The organism is Compostibacter hankyongensis, assembly GCF_039541075.1.
GTDB lineage: Bacteria > Bacteroidota > Bacteroidia > Chitinophagales > Chitinophagaceae > Compostibacter > Compostibacter hankyongensis.
Window position 1 is genome coordinate 14,025 of sequence record NZ_BAABFN010000022.1, and the last position, 13,715, is coordinate 27,739.

General features: G+C 56.0%; 16 protein-coding genes. 7 read left to right on the top strand and 9 right to left on the bottom strand.

Annotated features, from left to right (window positions below; all coding sequences use genetic code 11):
- The 7 genes from ABD851_RS16120 to ABD851_RS16150 form a co-directional block, all read right to left on the bottom strand.
- Positions 1–552 carry an RsmD family RNA methyltransferase gene (locus ABD851_RS16120; protein ID WP_344981209.1) on the bottom strand — a complete coding sequence of 184 codons (552 nt, stop codon included), beginning with the start codon at positions 550–552 and terminating at the stop codon, positions 1–3.
- A complete protein-coding gene (locus tag ABD851_RS16125; RefSeq protein ID WP_344981211.1) occupies positions 543–1,418 on the bottom strand; it encodes a DUF3822 family protein in 876 nt (291 codons plus the stop codon). The genes ABD851_RS16120 and ABD851_RS16125 overlap by 10 nt, the downstream gene beginning before the upstream one ends.
- Positions 1,419–1,466: 48 nt before the next feature.
- Positions 1,467–2,249, bottom strand: coding sequence for a tetratricopeptide repeat protein (locus ABD851_RS16130; RefSeq protein ID WP_344981213.1), 783 nt, complete (start codon positions 2,247–2,249; stop codon positions 1,467–1,469).
- 13 nt (positions 2,250–2,262) lie between these two features.
- The gene (locus ABD851_RS16135; protein WP_344981215.1) at positions 2,263–2,616 is read right to left on the bottom strand and encodes a dihydroneopterin aldolase; all 354 of its coding nucleotides are present in this window, start codon (positions 2,614–2,616) and stop codon (positions 2,263–2,265) included.
- A 6-nt stretch (positions 2,617–2,622) separates the two neighbouring features.
- The gene (gene trxB, locus ABD851_RS16140) at positions 2,623–3,639 is read right to left on the bottom strand and encodes a thioredoxin-disulfide reductase (RefSeq protein ID WP_344981217.1); all 1,017 of its coding nucleotides are present in this window, start codon (positions 3,637–3,639) and stop codon (positions 2,623–2,625) included.
- A gap of 133 nt (positions 3,640–3,772) precedes the next feature.
- Complete coding sequence (locus tag ABD851_RS16145; protein ID WP_344981219.1) at positions 3,773–4,669, bottom strand: DUF4249 domain-containing protein; 897 nt, start codon at positions 4,667–4,669, stop codon at positions 3,773–3,775.
- Between the two features lie 133 nt (positions 4,670–4,802).
- Positions 4,803–5,660 carry a sigma-70 family RNA polymerase sigma factor gene (locus ABD851_RS16150; protein WP_344981221.1) on the bottom strand — a complete coding sequence of 286 codons (858 nt, stop codon included), beginning with the start codon at positions 5,658–5,660 and terminating at the stop codon, positions 4,803–4,805.
- Between the two features lie 551 nt (positions 5,661–6,211).
- Here ABD851_RS16150 and ABD851_RS16155 point away from each other — a divergent pair.
- The gene (locus ABD851_RS16155; protein WP_344981224.1) at positions 6,212–6,922 is read left to right on the top strand and encodes a MotA/TolQ/ExbB proton channel family protein; all 711 of its coding nucleotides are present in this window, start codon (positions 6,212–6,214) and stop codon (positions 6,920–6,922) included.
- A 23-nt stretch (positions 6,923–6,945) separates the two neighbouring features.
- Positions 6,946–7,350, top strand: a complete 405-nt coding sequence (locus tag ABD851_RS16160; RefSeq protein ID WP_344981226.1) for an ExbD/TolR family protein — start codon at positions 6,946–6,948, stop codon at positions 7,348–7,350.
- Positions 7,351–7,419: 69 nt separating this feature from the next.
- On the opposite strand, the gene ABD851_RS16165 is transcribed toward ABD851_RS16160, so the two are convergent.
- Positions 7,420–9,048 carry a DPBB and LysM peptidoglycan-binding domain-containing protein gene (locus tag ABD851_RS16165; RefSeq protein WP_344981228.1) on the bottom strand — a complete coding sequence of 543 codons (1,629 nt, stop codon included), beginning with the start codon at positions 9,046–9,048 and terminating at the stop codon, positions 7,420–7,422.
- Between the two features lie 82 nt (positions 9,049–9,130).
- Here ABD851_RS16165 and kdsB point away from each other — a divergent pair, with 82 nt between their 5' ends.
- The 5 genes from kdsB to ABD851_RS16180 all read left to right on the top strand — a co-directional run bounded on the left by kdsB (position 9,131) and on the right by ABD851_RS16180 (position 12,264).
- Positions 9,131–9,868, top strand: a complete 738-nt coding sequence (kdsB, locus tag ABD851_RS16170) for a 3-deoxy-manno-octulosonate cytidylyltransferase (protein ID WP_344981230.1) — start codon at positions 9,131–9,133, stop codon at positions 9,866–9,868.
- Positions 9,869–9,952: 84 nt separating this feature from the next.
- Complete coding sequence (locus ABD851_RS16175; protein WP_344981232.1) at positions 9,953–10,180, top strand: hypothetical protein; 228 nt, start codon at positions 9,953–9,955, stop codon at positions 10,178–10,180.
- A complete protein-coding gene (locus tag ABD851_RS18095) occupies positions 10,177–10,356 on the top strand; it encodes a PIN domain-containing protein (protein WP_425549965.1) in 180 nt (59 codons plus the stop codon). The genes ABD851_RS16175 and ABD851_RS18095 overlap by 4 nt, the downstream gene beginning before the upstream one ends.
- A 2-nt stretch (positions 10,357–10,358) precedes the next feature.
- Positions 10,359–10,553 (top strand): type II toxin-antitoxin system VapC family toxin, encoded by a 195-nt coding sequence (locus tag ABD851_RS18100; protein WP_425549969.1) that lies wholly within the window; start codon positions 10,359–10,361, stop codon positions 10,551–10,553.
- 40 nt (positions 10,554–10,593) lie between these two features.
- The gene (locus ABD851_RS16180) at positions 10,594–12,264 is read left to right on the top strand and encodes a molybdopterin-dependent oxidoreductase (protein ID WP_344981234.1); all 1,671 of its coding nucleotides are present in this window, start codon (positions 10,594–10,596) and stop codon (positions 12,262–12,264) included.
- A gap of 30 nt (positions 12,265–12,294) precedes the next feature.
- Here the strand turns inward: ABD851_RS16180 and ABD851_RS16185 are convergent, their stop codons facing one another.
- Positions 12,295–13,707, bottom strand: coding sequence for a methyltransferase RsmF C-terminal domain-like protein (locus ABD851_RS16185; RefSeq protein ID WP_344981236.1), 1,413 nt, complete (start codon positions 13,705–13,707; stop codon positions 12,295–12,297).
- Between the last annotated feature and the right edge of the window lie 8 nt (positions 13,708–13,715).

Below are 13,715 nucleotides of genomic sequence, written 5' to 3' on the forward strand. Positions count from 1 at the left end.
TCAGGCGGTTTCCGTTCCGTGTGTAAAGATAGAAAATATGGTGGTTCCGTAGTTGCGCTGCCGGTAAAAGCGGGGATGACGGCTGTAATCATTACGCGGGGTATGCTCCAGCACAAACCATCCTCCCGCCCGCAGGATATTTTTTTCAAACACCAGCACGGGCAGCTGGTCTATTTCCCGTAAGGCATAAGGCGGGCCGGCGAAGATAAAGTCGTACTGCCCGTCGCATTGCTGCAGGAAGCGGAATACATCCGTTTTCAGCAGCTGCAGATTGGGAATACCCAGCCGGTCGGCCGTTTTCCGGATAAACTGTGCCTGCCGGGCATCTTTCTCCACGATGGTAAGATCGTCCGCGCCACGCGAGGCCAGCTCATAGCTGATGCAGCCGGTACCGCCAAAAAGGTCAAGGGTGCGGATGCCTTCCAGGTTGAAGCTGTTTTCGATGATGTTGAACAACCCTTCCTTGGCGATATCCGTAGTGGGCCGCGTATGGGGCATATGGGCCGGCGGCTGTATCCGCTGTCCTCCGTATTTTCCGCCGATTATCCGCATACGGCCAATGCCAGCTGGCTGTAAAAATGATGAGCAGGATAACGGCTGAACGGTTCGCCGTAATGAAAACCCGAAGGACGGTCCAGCCAGCCCATGCGGGGCAGGCAGGCGGCCAGCTCACGGCAGACCTTTGCATCAGCAGCCACTTCCCCGCCGATCCGGACAGCTGCGGCAGCGGGATCGAGACCGTATTCCCGGCAGACCTGCAGGGTATGGTAAACTACATCCAGCTCATGCTGAAAGAAGAAGGTCTGGTGGTAGAGCAGCTTGTCTTTTTCCAGCAGGGTAAGGGTCAGCCGCTGCGGCAATATGCGGAGATATAGCTGCTTTCCCGTTTCGGCCCCATGCTCCTTCAGCAGGCTGCTCAGCCAGGCGGTCTCCGTGTGGATCACCTTTGCACCGGGGAAGGTTTCTTTCAGCTGCTCCAGCAAGCGGTTATCAATGCCGTATACATTTACGGCGTCCGTTGCGGTCAGCAGATCATGACGGACGGCCAGCTCGGGCCGTTCTCCGAAAAGAAAAGAAAGATAATCGCGCCGCCGCCCCGGCTGAAAATAAGCGCGGGGCACGAGGGTGTGCACGGGCTCGTCAAGACCCAGCCGGATCTCCCCGAAAGCGGCATGGAGCAACTCATCCCCGCCGATACAGCGGGCCAGCATTTCCGGAAACATCTCTTTTCCCGGGCTGCTTCCGTATTGGTATGATTTCAGGCAGATGAACAGGTTATTAAGCGGATCCAGCACCACATAAGAAAACTGGTGACTGCCTGCCGTTACCAGCAGTATACAGCGGCTCAGGTCGGTACCCGACAAGGCTGCTGCATCCTCCACCACAAAGGCCGGACTAAGGGTCGATACGTCGGACATAGGATCTTTTCTGCCCTGCAATAATAGCAATATTTTCCCGGATGCCGCCTACTGCAGCTGTTCCAGCAGCTTACGGCAGTCCTGCTTGATCCGGTTGTCATCCTGACGGATGCTGCGCAGGCGAAGGCCCTGCTGCAGGGTGCTGATGGCTTTGAGGTCATCCTCCGCCGCATGATAGGCCGATGCCAGGGCGTAATAATTACGGATAAAGGCGGGATCCAGCTTCCGGCACTGCTCAAAATCCTGTATGGCTTCCTGAAGACTTCCTTTGGGAAGACCGCCGAAGAGCATTTTGGCCGCCGCTTTTTCGGCAAAGTTCATGTTGCCGATCCGGATGTTCCACGCGCCCAGTATATACCAGGCCTGTGCATTCTGCGGGTCGATCTTCAGCGCAAGGTCGGCGTATTTTTTTTCATCCCTGAGATAAGTAACTTTTTCTTTGACGCCGGAAACAGACGCCAGCCGGTCCAGCGCCATGGCCATCGCCAGGTTGGCTGTGGTCTGATCCGGGTTCTGCCGGAGCGCTGCGGCGGCATATTGCTGCGCCGCTCTGAAATAAGGGGTTTCCGCTTTGCCGGTCTGCCGGCTGCCTTCCAGGCTGCAGAGGATGCTGGCATGAGAAAGGGCTTCCGGATGGGTGGAATCCTGCTGCAGGATCTCGCGGTATTGCTGCAGGGCCTCGGTTTCCTTTCCGGCGGCCTCCAGCTTGGCGGCAGCAGCGAGCTGTGCCTCCAGGTCCTGCGCTCCTGCAAAGCGGAAAAACAGGCAGGCCAGCGGGATAAGGATCTGCTTCAGACAGCGGCGCCCTTGTTTTTGACGGAGTATACACATATATATAGCGGCATTAGACAAATTCCCGTTTCAGCACCACCCGCGAGCATTCCACTTCACCGCCGAGAGGCGGATACATTTTCCGGATGCTGATCTCAATGATCCGCGCAAAGTCAAAGCGCTGGTGTATGGCCTCCACGCAGTCCTGTGCCAGCTCTTCGATCAGCTTCACGGGGCGGCCCATCCTGGCCTCGACCAGCTGGTACACCACCTCATAGTCCACCGTTTGGGTAAGATCGCGTATATCTCCGGGTTCGGGACAGCTGACGGCGACATCTACGATAAAATCGGTACCGGTCCTTTCTTCGCCGGGGTACATCCCGTGAAAGGCATGAAAGCGTATTCCGTTCAGGCTGACTGTAAGCATGCGCTTTTATCCGGCTTTGGGTCCGGTAAAGGTATAGTCGGAGGACGCGAGGGATCCTTCGCTGTCTTCGGTATCGGCTTCCACAGCCAGCTCCTTCACGCTGAGATAACGTTCCGCATCCAGGGCGGCCATACAGCCGCTGCCGGCGGCGGTCACTGCCTGGCGGTAGATCTTGTCCTGCACATCGCCACAGGCGAACACCCCTTCCACGCTGGTGCGGGTAGAACCCGGCACGGTGCGGATGTACTCCTGCTCATCCATGTCCAGCTGCCCCCGGAAGATGGAGGAGTTGGGTTGGTGGCCGATGGCCACAAAGAATGCGCTTACCGGGATCTCGGAGACGGCGCCGGTCTGGTTGTTCTTTACCTTTACACCATCTACTTTTTTATCGCCCAGCACTTCCACGATCTCGGTATTCCAGTATACCTGTATATTCTTTGTCTTTTTTACCCTTTCCTGCATCACCTTGGACGCCCGCATTTCATCGCGGCGCACCAGCATATGCACCGTGCTGCATATCTTGGAAAGATACAGGGCTTCCTCGCAGGCCGTATCGCCGCCTCCGGTGATGGCCACTTCCCGGCTCTTGAAAAAGAATCCGTCGCAGACGGCGCAGGCAGAAACGCCGCTGCCGTTCAGCCGCTGCTCGCTTTCGAGGCCGAGCCATTTGGCCGAGGCGCCGGTGGCGATGATCAGGGCATCGGCTTCTACCGTCTTCTCTTCATCGATCGTCACACGGAAGGGCTGACGGGAAAGGTCTACCGCGGAAGCCGTTCCGTACCGGATATCAGCGCCCATACGGGCTGCCTGCTTTTCAAAGTCGATCATCATTTCCGGGCCCTGTATGCCTTCGGGATAGCCGGGATAGTTTTCCACTTCCGTGGTGATCGTCAGCTGTCCCCCCGGCTGTATACCCTGGTACAATACCGGCTTCAGGTTGGCCCTGGCGGCATATAGCGCGGCGGTATACCCCGCGGGCCCCGAACCGATGATCAGTATTTGTACATGTTCGTTTTTTTCCATGTCCTCTGCTTTAATCGTTTGACAGTTTCCGGTTTCTCGTTTCCGGTTCAATAGTTTAAGGTTTAAAGTTTAACGTCTAAAGTTGATCTGCCTGGAATGGAACCTTAGACCTGGAACTTTAGACAACCCCTAATTACTCCTCCTTCGGAATAATGATCGTTTTGTACTGGGCGGCATAACCACCCCAATACCCGGCTGCCCCTTTGATATTTCCCAGTATCTTCACCGGAGCGGAAAACGGATTGCCGTTATTCCCGTAGGCATATTCCCAGGTGCGCCAGAAATCATAGGTAGCGCGGTCGATGGCACAGAACTTTACCGTCACCGTGTCTCCCAGCCGGAAATAACCCGGCTCATCGTCATCGGAAGGGTCGTCCTTCGGGCGGCCCTGGTCAAACGCGATATCAAAGACGCTGCCGTTGGTGACCTGGTCGTCTGCCACCGATATCGAAGGCGCATAGAACGGCTCGTTGTTCCTGCGGGTAAAATACCGGACCGCATCCCCGCGGTGAGGAGGGTCAACCAGCCTTCCCGTAAGGTATACCCGGTCGGTATCCTCTGGTTTTACCACCACCACCGGTTGCCACCACAGCGAATCCAGGTATATGCCCTGCTCCGGTATATCGGTCGTAGCCTCATAGGTCTGCCCCCCGGTACGGATATGCAGACGATAGCTTCCGCCTCTGATCCCCAGCAGCGGCTGCCGGTCTGTGGTATCGATGGAATAGAAATACACCTTGTTCCCGTTGGTGGTATCCAGGCTGTATTCCTTCAGCGATACCGTACGTTGCTGCCCGTCCGTTACCTCCACCGTTGCATCGTGTACAAAGGAGGATGCCAGCTGCTGACTGTCCAGCCCGTCGAAGAAGGACAGACTGTGCGTAAGGATCACTATGGGTGGGCGGCCGTTTTCGATGCTGCCTTCCACCACCAGCTCCGGCTGCGTTTCATGGAGGGGGATATCAATATCCTTTTCACACGATGCGAAGAACACCAGGATACCACAGCTGATCACAAGCCACTTTTGCATACCGGCTGCAAAATTAAGGGTTATCATTTATAATATACATATATGGGGAGCAAGGGCGGGCCGAAGGGATATCTGCAAAAACACCGGCCTTTTCGGGGCCGGTGCGTGCATATTCTTCTTTTTTTGCCGTTGCTTATCCCAGATAGGATTTCAGCGAGCTGCTGTAGCGGGCTTTCTGCAACCGCTTGATGGCCCTTTCCTTGATCTGCCGGATGCGTTCCTTGGTAAGATCGTATTTCTGACCGATCTGTTCGATGGAAACGCCGTTTTCGCCGTCCAGCCCGAAATAGGCGTTGACGATTTCGGATTCGCGGGGGCTCAGCGATTTCAGTACACGGCGGATTTCTTCCCGGAGCGAATCTTTCATCACATCGTCGTCGGTGATGGCGCCGCCCTCCAGCAAGTCGCCCATGGCTACGTCCTCGGCTTCGTGCACGGGGGCGTCGAGGCTCATATGGCGGGTGTTGCTGCTGAAGATGTTGTTGATCTCGGATTCGCTCATTTCCAGCATTTCGGCCAGCTCTTCGGTAGAAGGCTCCCGTTCGTTCTCCTGTTCGAAGGCCATATAGGCCTTATTGGCTTTGTTATAGGTGCCGATTTTATTCTGGGGCAGGCGTACCAGGCGGCCCTGCTCGGCAAGCGCCTGCAGGATCGACTGACGGATCCACCATACGGCATAGGAGATGAACTTAAAGCCCTTGGTTTCGTCAAAGCGCTGGGCGGCCTTGATCAGGCCGAGGTTGCCTTCGTTGATGAGATCGCTGAGAGACAGGCCCTGGTGCTGGTATTGCTTGGCTACGGAAACCACAAAGCGCAGGTTGCCGGTCACCAGGCGTTCCAGCGCCTGCTGGTCTCCCATTTTGATACGCTGGGCCAGCAGGGTTTCCTCTTCCGGGGTCAGCAGCGATATCTTGGATATTTCCTGCAGGTATTTTTCTACGGCCTGGGAGTCACGGTTGGTAATCTGGGTGGCAATTTTAAGCTGCCTCATAATGATAGTTTGGTTTTAGGTGTATCTGATAAGCCGGAAGGCCAAAGCCGGCGGCCTTTGTTTTTATCGTTTGTGATATAAATCATCCTTTACAGGCAATTTACACGTACTATTAACGTTTCGGTTCCAGGTTTGGTTGACTGCCGCATTGTTTACATGAGGTGGTAGGGGAGGCCGAAAAAGTCCTGCAAAGTTCGTGCAATTTTGCATTTCTTCCAAATAGTTCAACCCTACTAATTTAGGTAACAATACGCTGATTTAATAATTTTTATTATATAAACCGGGTTGATTTAACATATATTTAACGCACTATTCTGCATTTTACAAAACATCAAAGGGAAGCTGGTTTTCCTTACGATTTATACAGCATCCATCGAAAAGATTTCGAATATGTTTTAACGCTGCAGAACAACCCTTTCCCCCGGCCTTTTCTCCGGAGGGAAAAATGAAGGGGCAGAAATGCTCTTTTGCGGGGTAAATTTTTTTTCAGCGGGTTTTTATGCAGATAAAAAATTTTCATGTACGTTTGACCCGGTAAAAAAACAGTGATAATGTCCGGATTTTTCTTGCAGATACAGGATACCGTCCTGCAGGCGGCAGACAGCCTGAACCAGATAGGAACCCCGGTAGCCGGCGCAGATGAACATATCAACCTGTTCAGCCTGCTGGTGAAGGGGGGCGTGCTGATGATTCCCCTGGCCGTCCTGCTGCTCATTGCCATCTACTTCTTTTTTGAACGGTTTATCGCCATCAAAAAGGCCGGCCGGATCGACAATAACTTTATGTTTATGATCCGCGACCATATCACCAGCGGAAATGTGCAGTCGGCCCGTTCCCTCGCCAAAAATACCGACAATCCGGCTGCCCGTATGATCGAAAAAGGATTACAGCGGATCGGGAAGCCTATCGACAATATCGAAAAGGCGATGGAAAATACCGGTAAGCTGCAGGTCTATCACGTGGAAAAAAACCTGATCATCCTGTCCATGATCGCCGCCATCGCACCCATGTTCGGGTTCCTCGGCACCATTGCCGGGATGATCCAGCTGTTCTTCGACATCGCCATTACCTCCGATATCACCTTGGGTACCATCGCCGGCGGTATCTATGTGAAAATGATCACCTCCGCCACCGGTCTGGTCATCGGCATCCTGGCCTATATCGGACATCATTACCTGAGTGCGCAGATCGACAAGCTGGTATACAAAATGGAAGCGGCTTCCGCGGAATTTATCGATATCCTGCAGGAACCGACCCGCTAAAGAGAAAGAGAAGAACAACGCTCATGAACCTACGAAGCAAAATACGGCCACAGGCGCATGTTGAAAGCGGTGCATTGAACGATATCCTGTTCATCCTGGTGATGTTTTTCCTCATCGTGGCCACCCTGGCCAACCCGAACGTGATCAAGGTGATGCTGCCCAAGGCCCAGAGCAATACCAAGGCCAAGCAAACGGTAGTGGTCACCATCGATAAGGACAATATCTTTTATGTAGGCACCAATGCGGTGCCGCTCGCCGGGCTGAAGGAAGCCCTGCTCCCCAAGCTGGCCCAGGATGCCGAAGGCGGCACCATCGTGGTGAACGCCGACCGCAGCGTGGCCATCGAGCATCTTGTGGAGGTAATGCAGATCGCTCATGAGCTCGGCGCCAAGGTGGTGCTGGCTACCGCCCACCCTACCCAGCGTTAAGCGCTGAACGCTTCTCCGGTCCTTCCCTCCTTATCCAGCATCTGCTGAGAGAGCCTGCCCGGAATCCGTTTATTTCTTGTATTTCAGCTCGCACCAGAAACGGGGACGGGTAGTGCCCAGCTCTTGCATGGCCGCATCGCTGATCTTGATGATGAGGTTGTTATTCTCTCCCAGCTTCGGAATGGCGTCCAGCACCTTTACATAGACAAACTTCCCGTTTACGGGATTGGTAACGCGGATGATGGTACCCCGCGGCGCACGGTTATGCAGGGCGAAATAGCGTCCCGAGCCGGGTACGGCGTTGCTCTTGAACCAGGCCGCAGCCCCCTTTTCGGTCCGGAGGGCAGATTCGTTGGCCGTCTGGTCCATATATTCCGATTCATAAGGACTGGCGGCCGATTCGGGAATGAGCGCAGTGCTGTCGTCCTCCGTAGTGCTGTCGGCTTCCGCGGCGCTGTCTCCCTCCAAGGCGGCGGCAGGATTTATCTCCCCGGCCGGCGTTCCGGTGGAAACGGGAGCCGTAGGAACCGCACCCGCCGGAGCCGGTGCTCCGGCCGGTGCGGGAAGGGCAGTGGCTGCACCGGTATCATCCTGTCTCGCCGGCGGCGGGGCGGCAGGCCTGGCCGCGGATACGGGGGCCGGCGTTCCGGCAGGCGCTCTCCGGGAGGTGACTCCGGAGAGCATCTTTGAAAAGTCGCCGGAGGTCTTTGCGGCAGGCGGCGTCTTTGCCGTATCCTTCCGGCCTGCGGGGACGGCAGGAGCAGGCGCGGGCCGGGGGGCCTGAACGGCGGCTCCGGGCGTATCTGCAACTGCCGGGGCGGTTACCGGCGCCGCTTCCGTTCCGGCTCCGGCTACAGGAGCGGAGGCAGCAGCAGGCGCAGGCGCCACAGCTACGGCTGCCGGCCTGCTGTCACTCTCCGGCGGGCGGGCGGCTTCTGCCGCCGGGGCCTCATTGGCCTGCTCCGGCGCCGCCGCCTTCCGCCGCTGATGTTCGGAAGCAATGACCTCGTTCAGGAAGCTTCCTCCCTCGGGAGTAGGAGCCGCTTGCGGGGCGGCCTGTCCTCCCCCGGCAGGCTGCGTCTGCGCCGCAGCGGTCGCCCCTGCATCTCCGGTATCTTCGGCATTTTCGCTGTCCGCTGCCGCCACCGCAACTGTTGAAGCGCTTTGGTCAGGCGTATCGTCTCCGGCGCTGTCCGCCGCAGCCAGGGCGGGCGTATTCCCGGCCGGAACGTCCTGCCCCGGAGCTTCCCCGGTTTTCAACCACCCGACGATAAGGTATTTCCCCGCTGCGATCTTATCTCCTTGCAGGTGATTCCACCGGCGCAGACCGCCTACCGGCACGTTATTGTGTGTCTTGCTGATCCCGAAAAGGGTTTCACCCGGTAATATTTTATGATAGAGGGGACGCATCCCCGCAACGGCAGCGGCATCGCTATGGACATAAGCCGCGGAGGACAGGGGCACCTTGATCACCTGGAAGGCTTTCAAGCCTGATTTTACCCCCGCGCCATTCAGACGGCTGACCGCCGCAGCGCTCGCCCCGAATTTTTTCCCCACAGTGGATAAGGATTCCCCCGGCTTCACCACGTAATAAATATAAAGGTCGGGGGAAACACCCGACACCAGCAGGGTATCCTGCGCACGTGCCGTACCGGCCATCAACAACAGCAGAAAACATCCGGTGAGCCATTTCTTCATCACAGACAAAATTTATGGGTTGTTATGCTTTAACGGCAAATTTATGTCTTAATTTTGCAGCTTTATATTCAAATTTTTCATTATGCGGGTTGTCGCCGTTATTCCTGCTCGTTATGCTTCCACCCGTTTTCCCGGGAAGCCCCTGATCGATATCCGCGGCAAGAGCATGATCCGCCGCGTATACGAGGGTGTGAAAACCGTGCCAGACTTGGCGCAGGTGCTGGTCGCCACCGATGACGCCCGCATCTTCGGCCATGTACGGTCTTTCGGGGGGGAGGCGGTTATGACCTCCCGGCATCACGGAAGCGGCACCGAACGTTGCGCCGAGGCCGTTTCCCTGCTTGGGACATCTCCCGATATCGTCATCAACGTACAGGGCGACGAGCCTTTTATTGCCGCAGCGCACCTCAGCGCGGTGCTCTCCTGCTTTGACCGGCCCGGCACACAGATCGCCTCGCTGGTCAAAAAGATCACGGACCTGCAGACGCTCCGCAGCCCGCATATCCCCAAAGTGGTTTTTGACGAACAGCTGCGGGCGCTTTATTTTTCGCGGAGCCCTATCCCCTATCTCCGGGATACACCACAGGAAAGCTGGCTGGAACAGCATGTTTTTTACAAACATATCGGCATGTATGCCTACCGCGCGCCGGTGCTCGCGCAACTGGCGCAGCTGTCGCCCGGCCGGCTGGAGCATGCCGAAAAGCTGGAGCAGCTCCGCTGGATGGAACATGGCTACGCTATACAGCTCGCCCTCACCGAGCATGAAAACGTTGCTATTGACACGCCGGAAGACCTGGAAAGGGTACTGGCCGGACTTTGAGCAACCGGCGCGACATAAGCTCCGGTCCTCCGCCGTCCTCCCCATTTCCCCGGAAATGGCTACCTTTAGGTAAAGTTATCTTCTATGCAAGTTCATATAGACATAGAATTTGATCAGTTGATCAAGATCGTCAGGACATTACCGGAAAAACAATTGAGAAAACTCAAGGTTGAAATTGAAAAAGAAGCAAAGGATAAAAAAAGCCAGACCGATTTGGAAGCTCTGCTACTAAACGGCCCCATTGCTACAAAAAAGCAGCTTGAAATCATTGAGAACAACCGAAGAGCAATTAACCAATGGCGGTCCAAATGATCCTGGTTGATACCTCCGTTCTGATAGATTTTTATCGTAAAACGGATAAGACCAATTCAGTTTGGATTGAACTGTTGCGCCAAGGATATGAGTTTGCCGTTTCAACAATCACCAAGTATGAAATTTATAGCGGAGCCACTCAAAGCCAATTGGATTTCTGGAATAACATTTACTAAGGATTGAAGTTATTCCTTTTGATGAAGCAGCCGTTGATACGGCAGTGAAAATAAATTCCAGCCTAAAACGAAAGAGGAAACAAATAGATATAGCAGACTTGTTTATTGCCGCCACTGCCATCACCCATAACCTGCCTCTCGCTACCTTAAACAAAAAACATTTTAACCGGATTGAAGAATTAAACATTTTAACATAATACAAGCTTTAGCATAATTCCGGAAAGGCAATCCATCTTCATGTTTACCCGATTTAGCGAAGCCGAAAAGGCCGTACACTTTCCGCCGGACAGGCGGATGTTTATCGGACTAAAACCGCAGGTCTGGCTGGCGATCCTGGCCCTGCTGCTGGTCACCGTGGGAGCAGCCTGGATACAATACCTCACCCTCGGCCTACCGGAGGACCCTTCCGCTTCCCTGCCGCCTGTGCCGGCGGGCGGCCCCGCCGGGTTTCCGTACTGGCTGCGGCTGAGCCACTGGGTCAATTTCTTTTTCCTCGTGCTCATCATCCGCAGCGGGCTGTCCATCCTGATGGATCATCCCCGCCTCTACTGGAACAACGGCTGCCTGCCCGGTTCCGAATGGATCCGCTTTACGCCCCTGAAAGTACCCGAAGATAAAATATGGACGGCCAAAGAAGATGCCCGTTATATCAGCCCTTGGATCGGCCTGCCGGGTTATCGTCATTCCGTGGGGCTGGCGCGCTGCTGGCACTTTTTAACGGTGCCCTTTTTCCTTTTAAACGGAGCGGTATTTATTACCCTGCTTTTTACGACCAACCAGTGGAAACGCCTGGTACCCGCCTCCTGGCACATCCTTCCCGACGCATGGCGCGTTTTTGTGCATTACGCCACCTTTCATATGCCGGCGGAGCCTAACGGCTTTTATCACTACAATGCCTTACAGCAGCTATCTTACTTTGCAGTAGTGTTCCTGCTGGCGCCGCTTGCCATGGTCAGCGGCATGGCCATGTCGCCTGCCATCGAAAACCGTTTTCACTGGATACCCCGGCTCTTCGGGAACAGACAGGGAGCCCGTTCGGTGCATTTTCTGGTCATGCTGGCCTATACCGGTTTTATCCTCATTCATGTGGCGATGGTGGCAGCAACGGGACTGGGCCGTAACATGAACCATATCGTCACGGGCACCGACAGCGCCTCGGAGCCGACGGGCCTCTGGGTGGGTGCGGCCATTTTGCTGTTTACCCTGTTTTTCGGATTTGCCGCCCACTGGCTGTCCTGGAAAAGACCCCGCTCCTTACAGCGTGCCGAAGCTTTTGTCAACGAATCCCTCTGGCGGCTGTCCATCAACAGGTTCAAGCCCCGCATCTACTATAAAAAGAAGGATATCTCCCCGAAATTCTGGGCAAACGGGAAAATACCCGGCTCCTCCGAATGGCAGGCGCTGGCCGCAAACGGGTTCAGCGACTATAAGCTGAAAATAAGCGGACTGGTAAAGAACCCCGTCGAGTTACCCCTTTCCGAGCTAAAGGCCATGGGCAAGGAGCAACAGATCACCATGCACCATTGTATACAGGGTTGGTCAGGCGTAGCCGAATGGGGAGGATTGCCGCTTAAAACCCTGATCGATCTCGTACAGCCGTACCCGTCAGTGACCACGCTGGTGTTCTATTCCTTCGGGGAAGGATTGTACGGCGGCACGTATTACGATACCCATACGCTGGACAACTGTCTTAAGCCTGCTTCGATCCTCGCCTGGGAAATGAATTACCGGCCTTTGCCCGAACTGTACGGGGCCCCTTTGCGGTTACGGGTCGAAAATCAGCTCGGGTATAAAATGGTGAAATGGATAGCGCGGATTGAGTTTGTAGACAGTCACACCACCGTAGGCAAAGGCTTCGGCGGTAAGAACGAGGATGATGAATATTACGACCTGATCGCCAACTCCTGAATAACGGCTGCTGCCGCTTTCCGATCCCCTTTACCGTTTCCTGATCCGCCATTGCTTCGGATAGTAATTGTTGACCCGGCCGCCCAATCCTTTCATCCAGCCCAGGTTCATTCCTTTATAACGGGCCAGCACCCAGCCGGCGGGAACGTTTTCCAGCCCGGCGTCTTCCTTGCGCAGATATTTCAACGCCTGTTCCGTATCCAATGGTACGGCCGGCAAACCCTGCCGTACCCGGGTACTCAGCGCCAGCGCATGGGCCGGCAACAGCCGCCCTCCCAGCCATTTGCCCATATGGATGCCGGCCTGGCGGATACGCAGTCCGCCCATGCGATCGCGACACTGTCCTACCGCTTTGGGCACCGCCCACAGCTCATCCTGCTCCAAAGCCGGCAGCCACTCCCCCGACGGCGCCTCCAGCCATGCCGGCAGCAGCTGCTCCGGAACGCGGGGACGCCGCTCCCGTTGTTTTCTGAAAGCACCGTCCGCGGGCGTTTTTCCTCCCGCCCCCTTTTTCTGCATCACGCAAAGAAAAAGTCCTTCCCCCTCCACCTTGTCCGGGTAAAACCGGAAAACCGGAAGGCTGCAGCGCGGGGAGACAGCCGCCGTGATCCCCCATTCCGGCGGCACCGGCAACGACACACCCGTTAACCCCAGCTCTTCCGAGAGCCAATCCGCAATATCCTCGTCCTCCTCCCGGGAGTAGGAACAGGTAGAGTAAATTAAAAAACCTCCTTCTTTTAGCGCCGGCAGCACATCGGCCAGGATGCGGCGCTGCCGCAGGCTGCAATGGGTTACATGTCCGGGCGACCATTCCGCCACCGCTGCCGGATCGCGCCGGAAAAGACCGGAGCCGGAGCAGGGCGCATCTACCAGCACAACGTCAAACAGCTCGCCCAGGCCGGAAAAATCCTGCGGGTCGTTCTGGGTAACGATCAGGTCCGGACTGCCCCAGCGGACCAGGTTCTCCAGCAGGATGCCGCTGCGCGAACGGATTACCTCGTTGGAGACCAGCACGCTCCCCGCAGGCAGCACGCTGCTGAGGTGGGTGGACTTTCCGCCCGGGGCGGCACAGAGGTCCAGCGCCGTCAGCGGCCGTCCTCCGGACTGCAGCTGCTGCAGGGCATAGCCTGCAAACATGGAAGAGGCCTCCTGTACATAATAAGCTCCCGCATGCCAGAGGGGATCGTCGACAAAGGCGGGCCGTCCGGAAAGATAAAACCCATGCTCACACCACGGCACCTTTCCGCTGATGAGATCTCCCGGGATAAGGCCGGCGGCATCCGCCCCCGGCGGAAGCTTGGCAGGATTGACCCGCAGCGAGGTCACCCGCCGCGCCGACTGGTGAGCAGCGACAAATGCACTGCGGTCGAAGCCGGGCAACCCTTCGAGCCCATCCAGAAAAGCTTCCGGCAGCAGGGGTCCGTGATCAGATGCATGGTTCATGAGGAAGG

What these genes read in the sequence shown, in the direction of transcription:
- ABD851_RS16120 (WP_344981209.1), bottom strand. Translation starts at nt 552, where the DNA reads ATGCGGATAATCGGCGGAAAATACGGAGGACAGCGGATACAGCCGCCG.
- ABD851_RS16125 (WP_344981211.1), bottom strand. Translation starts at nt 1,418, where the DNA reads ATGTCCGACGTATCGACCCTTAGTCCGGCCTTTGTGGTGGAGGATGCA.
- ABD851_RS16130 (WP_344981213.1), bottom strand. Translation starts at nt 2,249, where the DNA reads ATGTGTATACTCCGTCAAAAACAAGGGCGCCGCTGTCTGAAGCAGATC.
- ABD851_RS16135 (WP_344981215.1), bottom strand. Translation starts at nt 2,616, where the DNA reads ATGCTTACAGTCAGCCTGAACGGAATACGCTTTCATGCCTTTCACGGG.
- trxB (WP_344981217.1), bottom strand. Translation starts at nt 3,639, where the DNA reads ATGGAAAAAAACGAACATGTACAAATACTGATCATCGGTTCGGGGCCC.
- ABD851_RS16145 (WP_344981219.1), bottom strand. Translation starts at nt 4,669, where the DNA reads ATGCAAAAGTGGCTTGTGATCAGCTGTGGTATCCTGGTGTTCTTCGCA.
- ABD851_RS16150 (WP_344981221.1), bottom strand. Translation starts at nt 5,660, where the DNA reads ATGAGGCAGCTTAAAATTGCCACCCAGATTACCAACCGTGACTCCCAG.
- ABD851_RS16155 (WP_344981224.1), top strand. Translation starts at nt 6,212, where the DNA reads ATGTCCGGATTTTTCTTGCAGATACAGGATACCGTCCTGCAGGCGGCA.
- ABD851_RS16160 (WP_344981226.1), top strand. Translation starts at nt 6,946, where the DNA reads ATGAACCTACGAAGCAAAATACGGCCACAGGCGCATGTTGAAAGCGGT.
- ABD851_RS16165 (WP_344981228.1), bottom strand. Translation starts at nt 9,048, where the DNA reads ATGAAGAAATGGCTCACCGGATGTTTTCTGCTGTTGTTGATGGCCGGT.
- kdsB (WP_344981230.1), top strand. Translation starts at nt 9,131, where the DNA reads ATGCGGGTTGTCGCCGTTATTCCTGCTCGTTATGCTTCCACCCGTTTT.
- ABD851_RS16175 (WP_344981232.1), top strand. Translation starts at nt 9,953, where the DNA reads ATGCAAGTTCATATAGACATAGAATTTGATCAGTTGATCAAGATCGTC.
- ABD851_RS18095 (WP_425549965.1), top strand. Translation starts at nt 10,177, where the DNA reads ATGATCCTGGTTGATACCTCCGTTCTGATAGATTTTTATCGTAAAACG.
- ABD851_RS16180 (WP_344981234.1), top strand. Translation starts at nt 10,594, where the DNA reads ATGTTTACCCGATTTAGCGAAGCCGAAAAGGCCGTACACTTTCCGCCG.
- ABD851_RS16185 (WP_344981236.1), bottom strand. Translation starts at nt 13,707, where the DNA reads ATGAACCATGCATCTGATCACGGACCCCTGCTGCCGGAAGCTTTTCTG.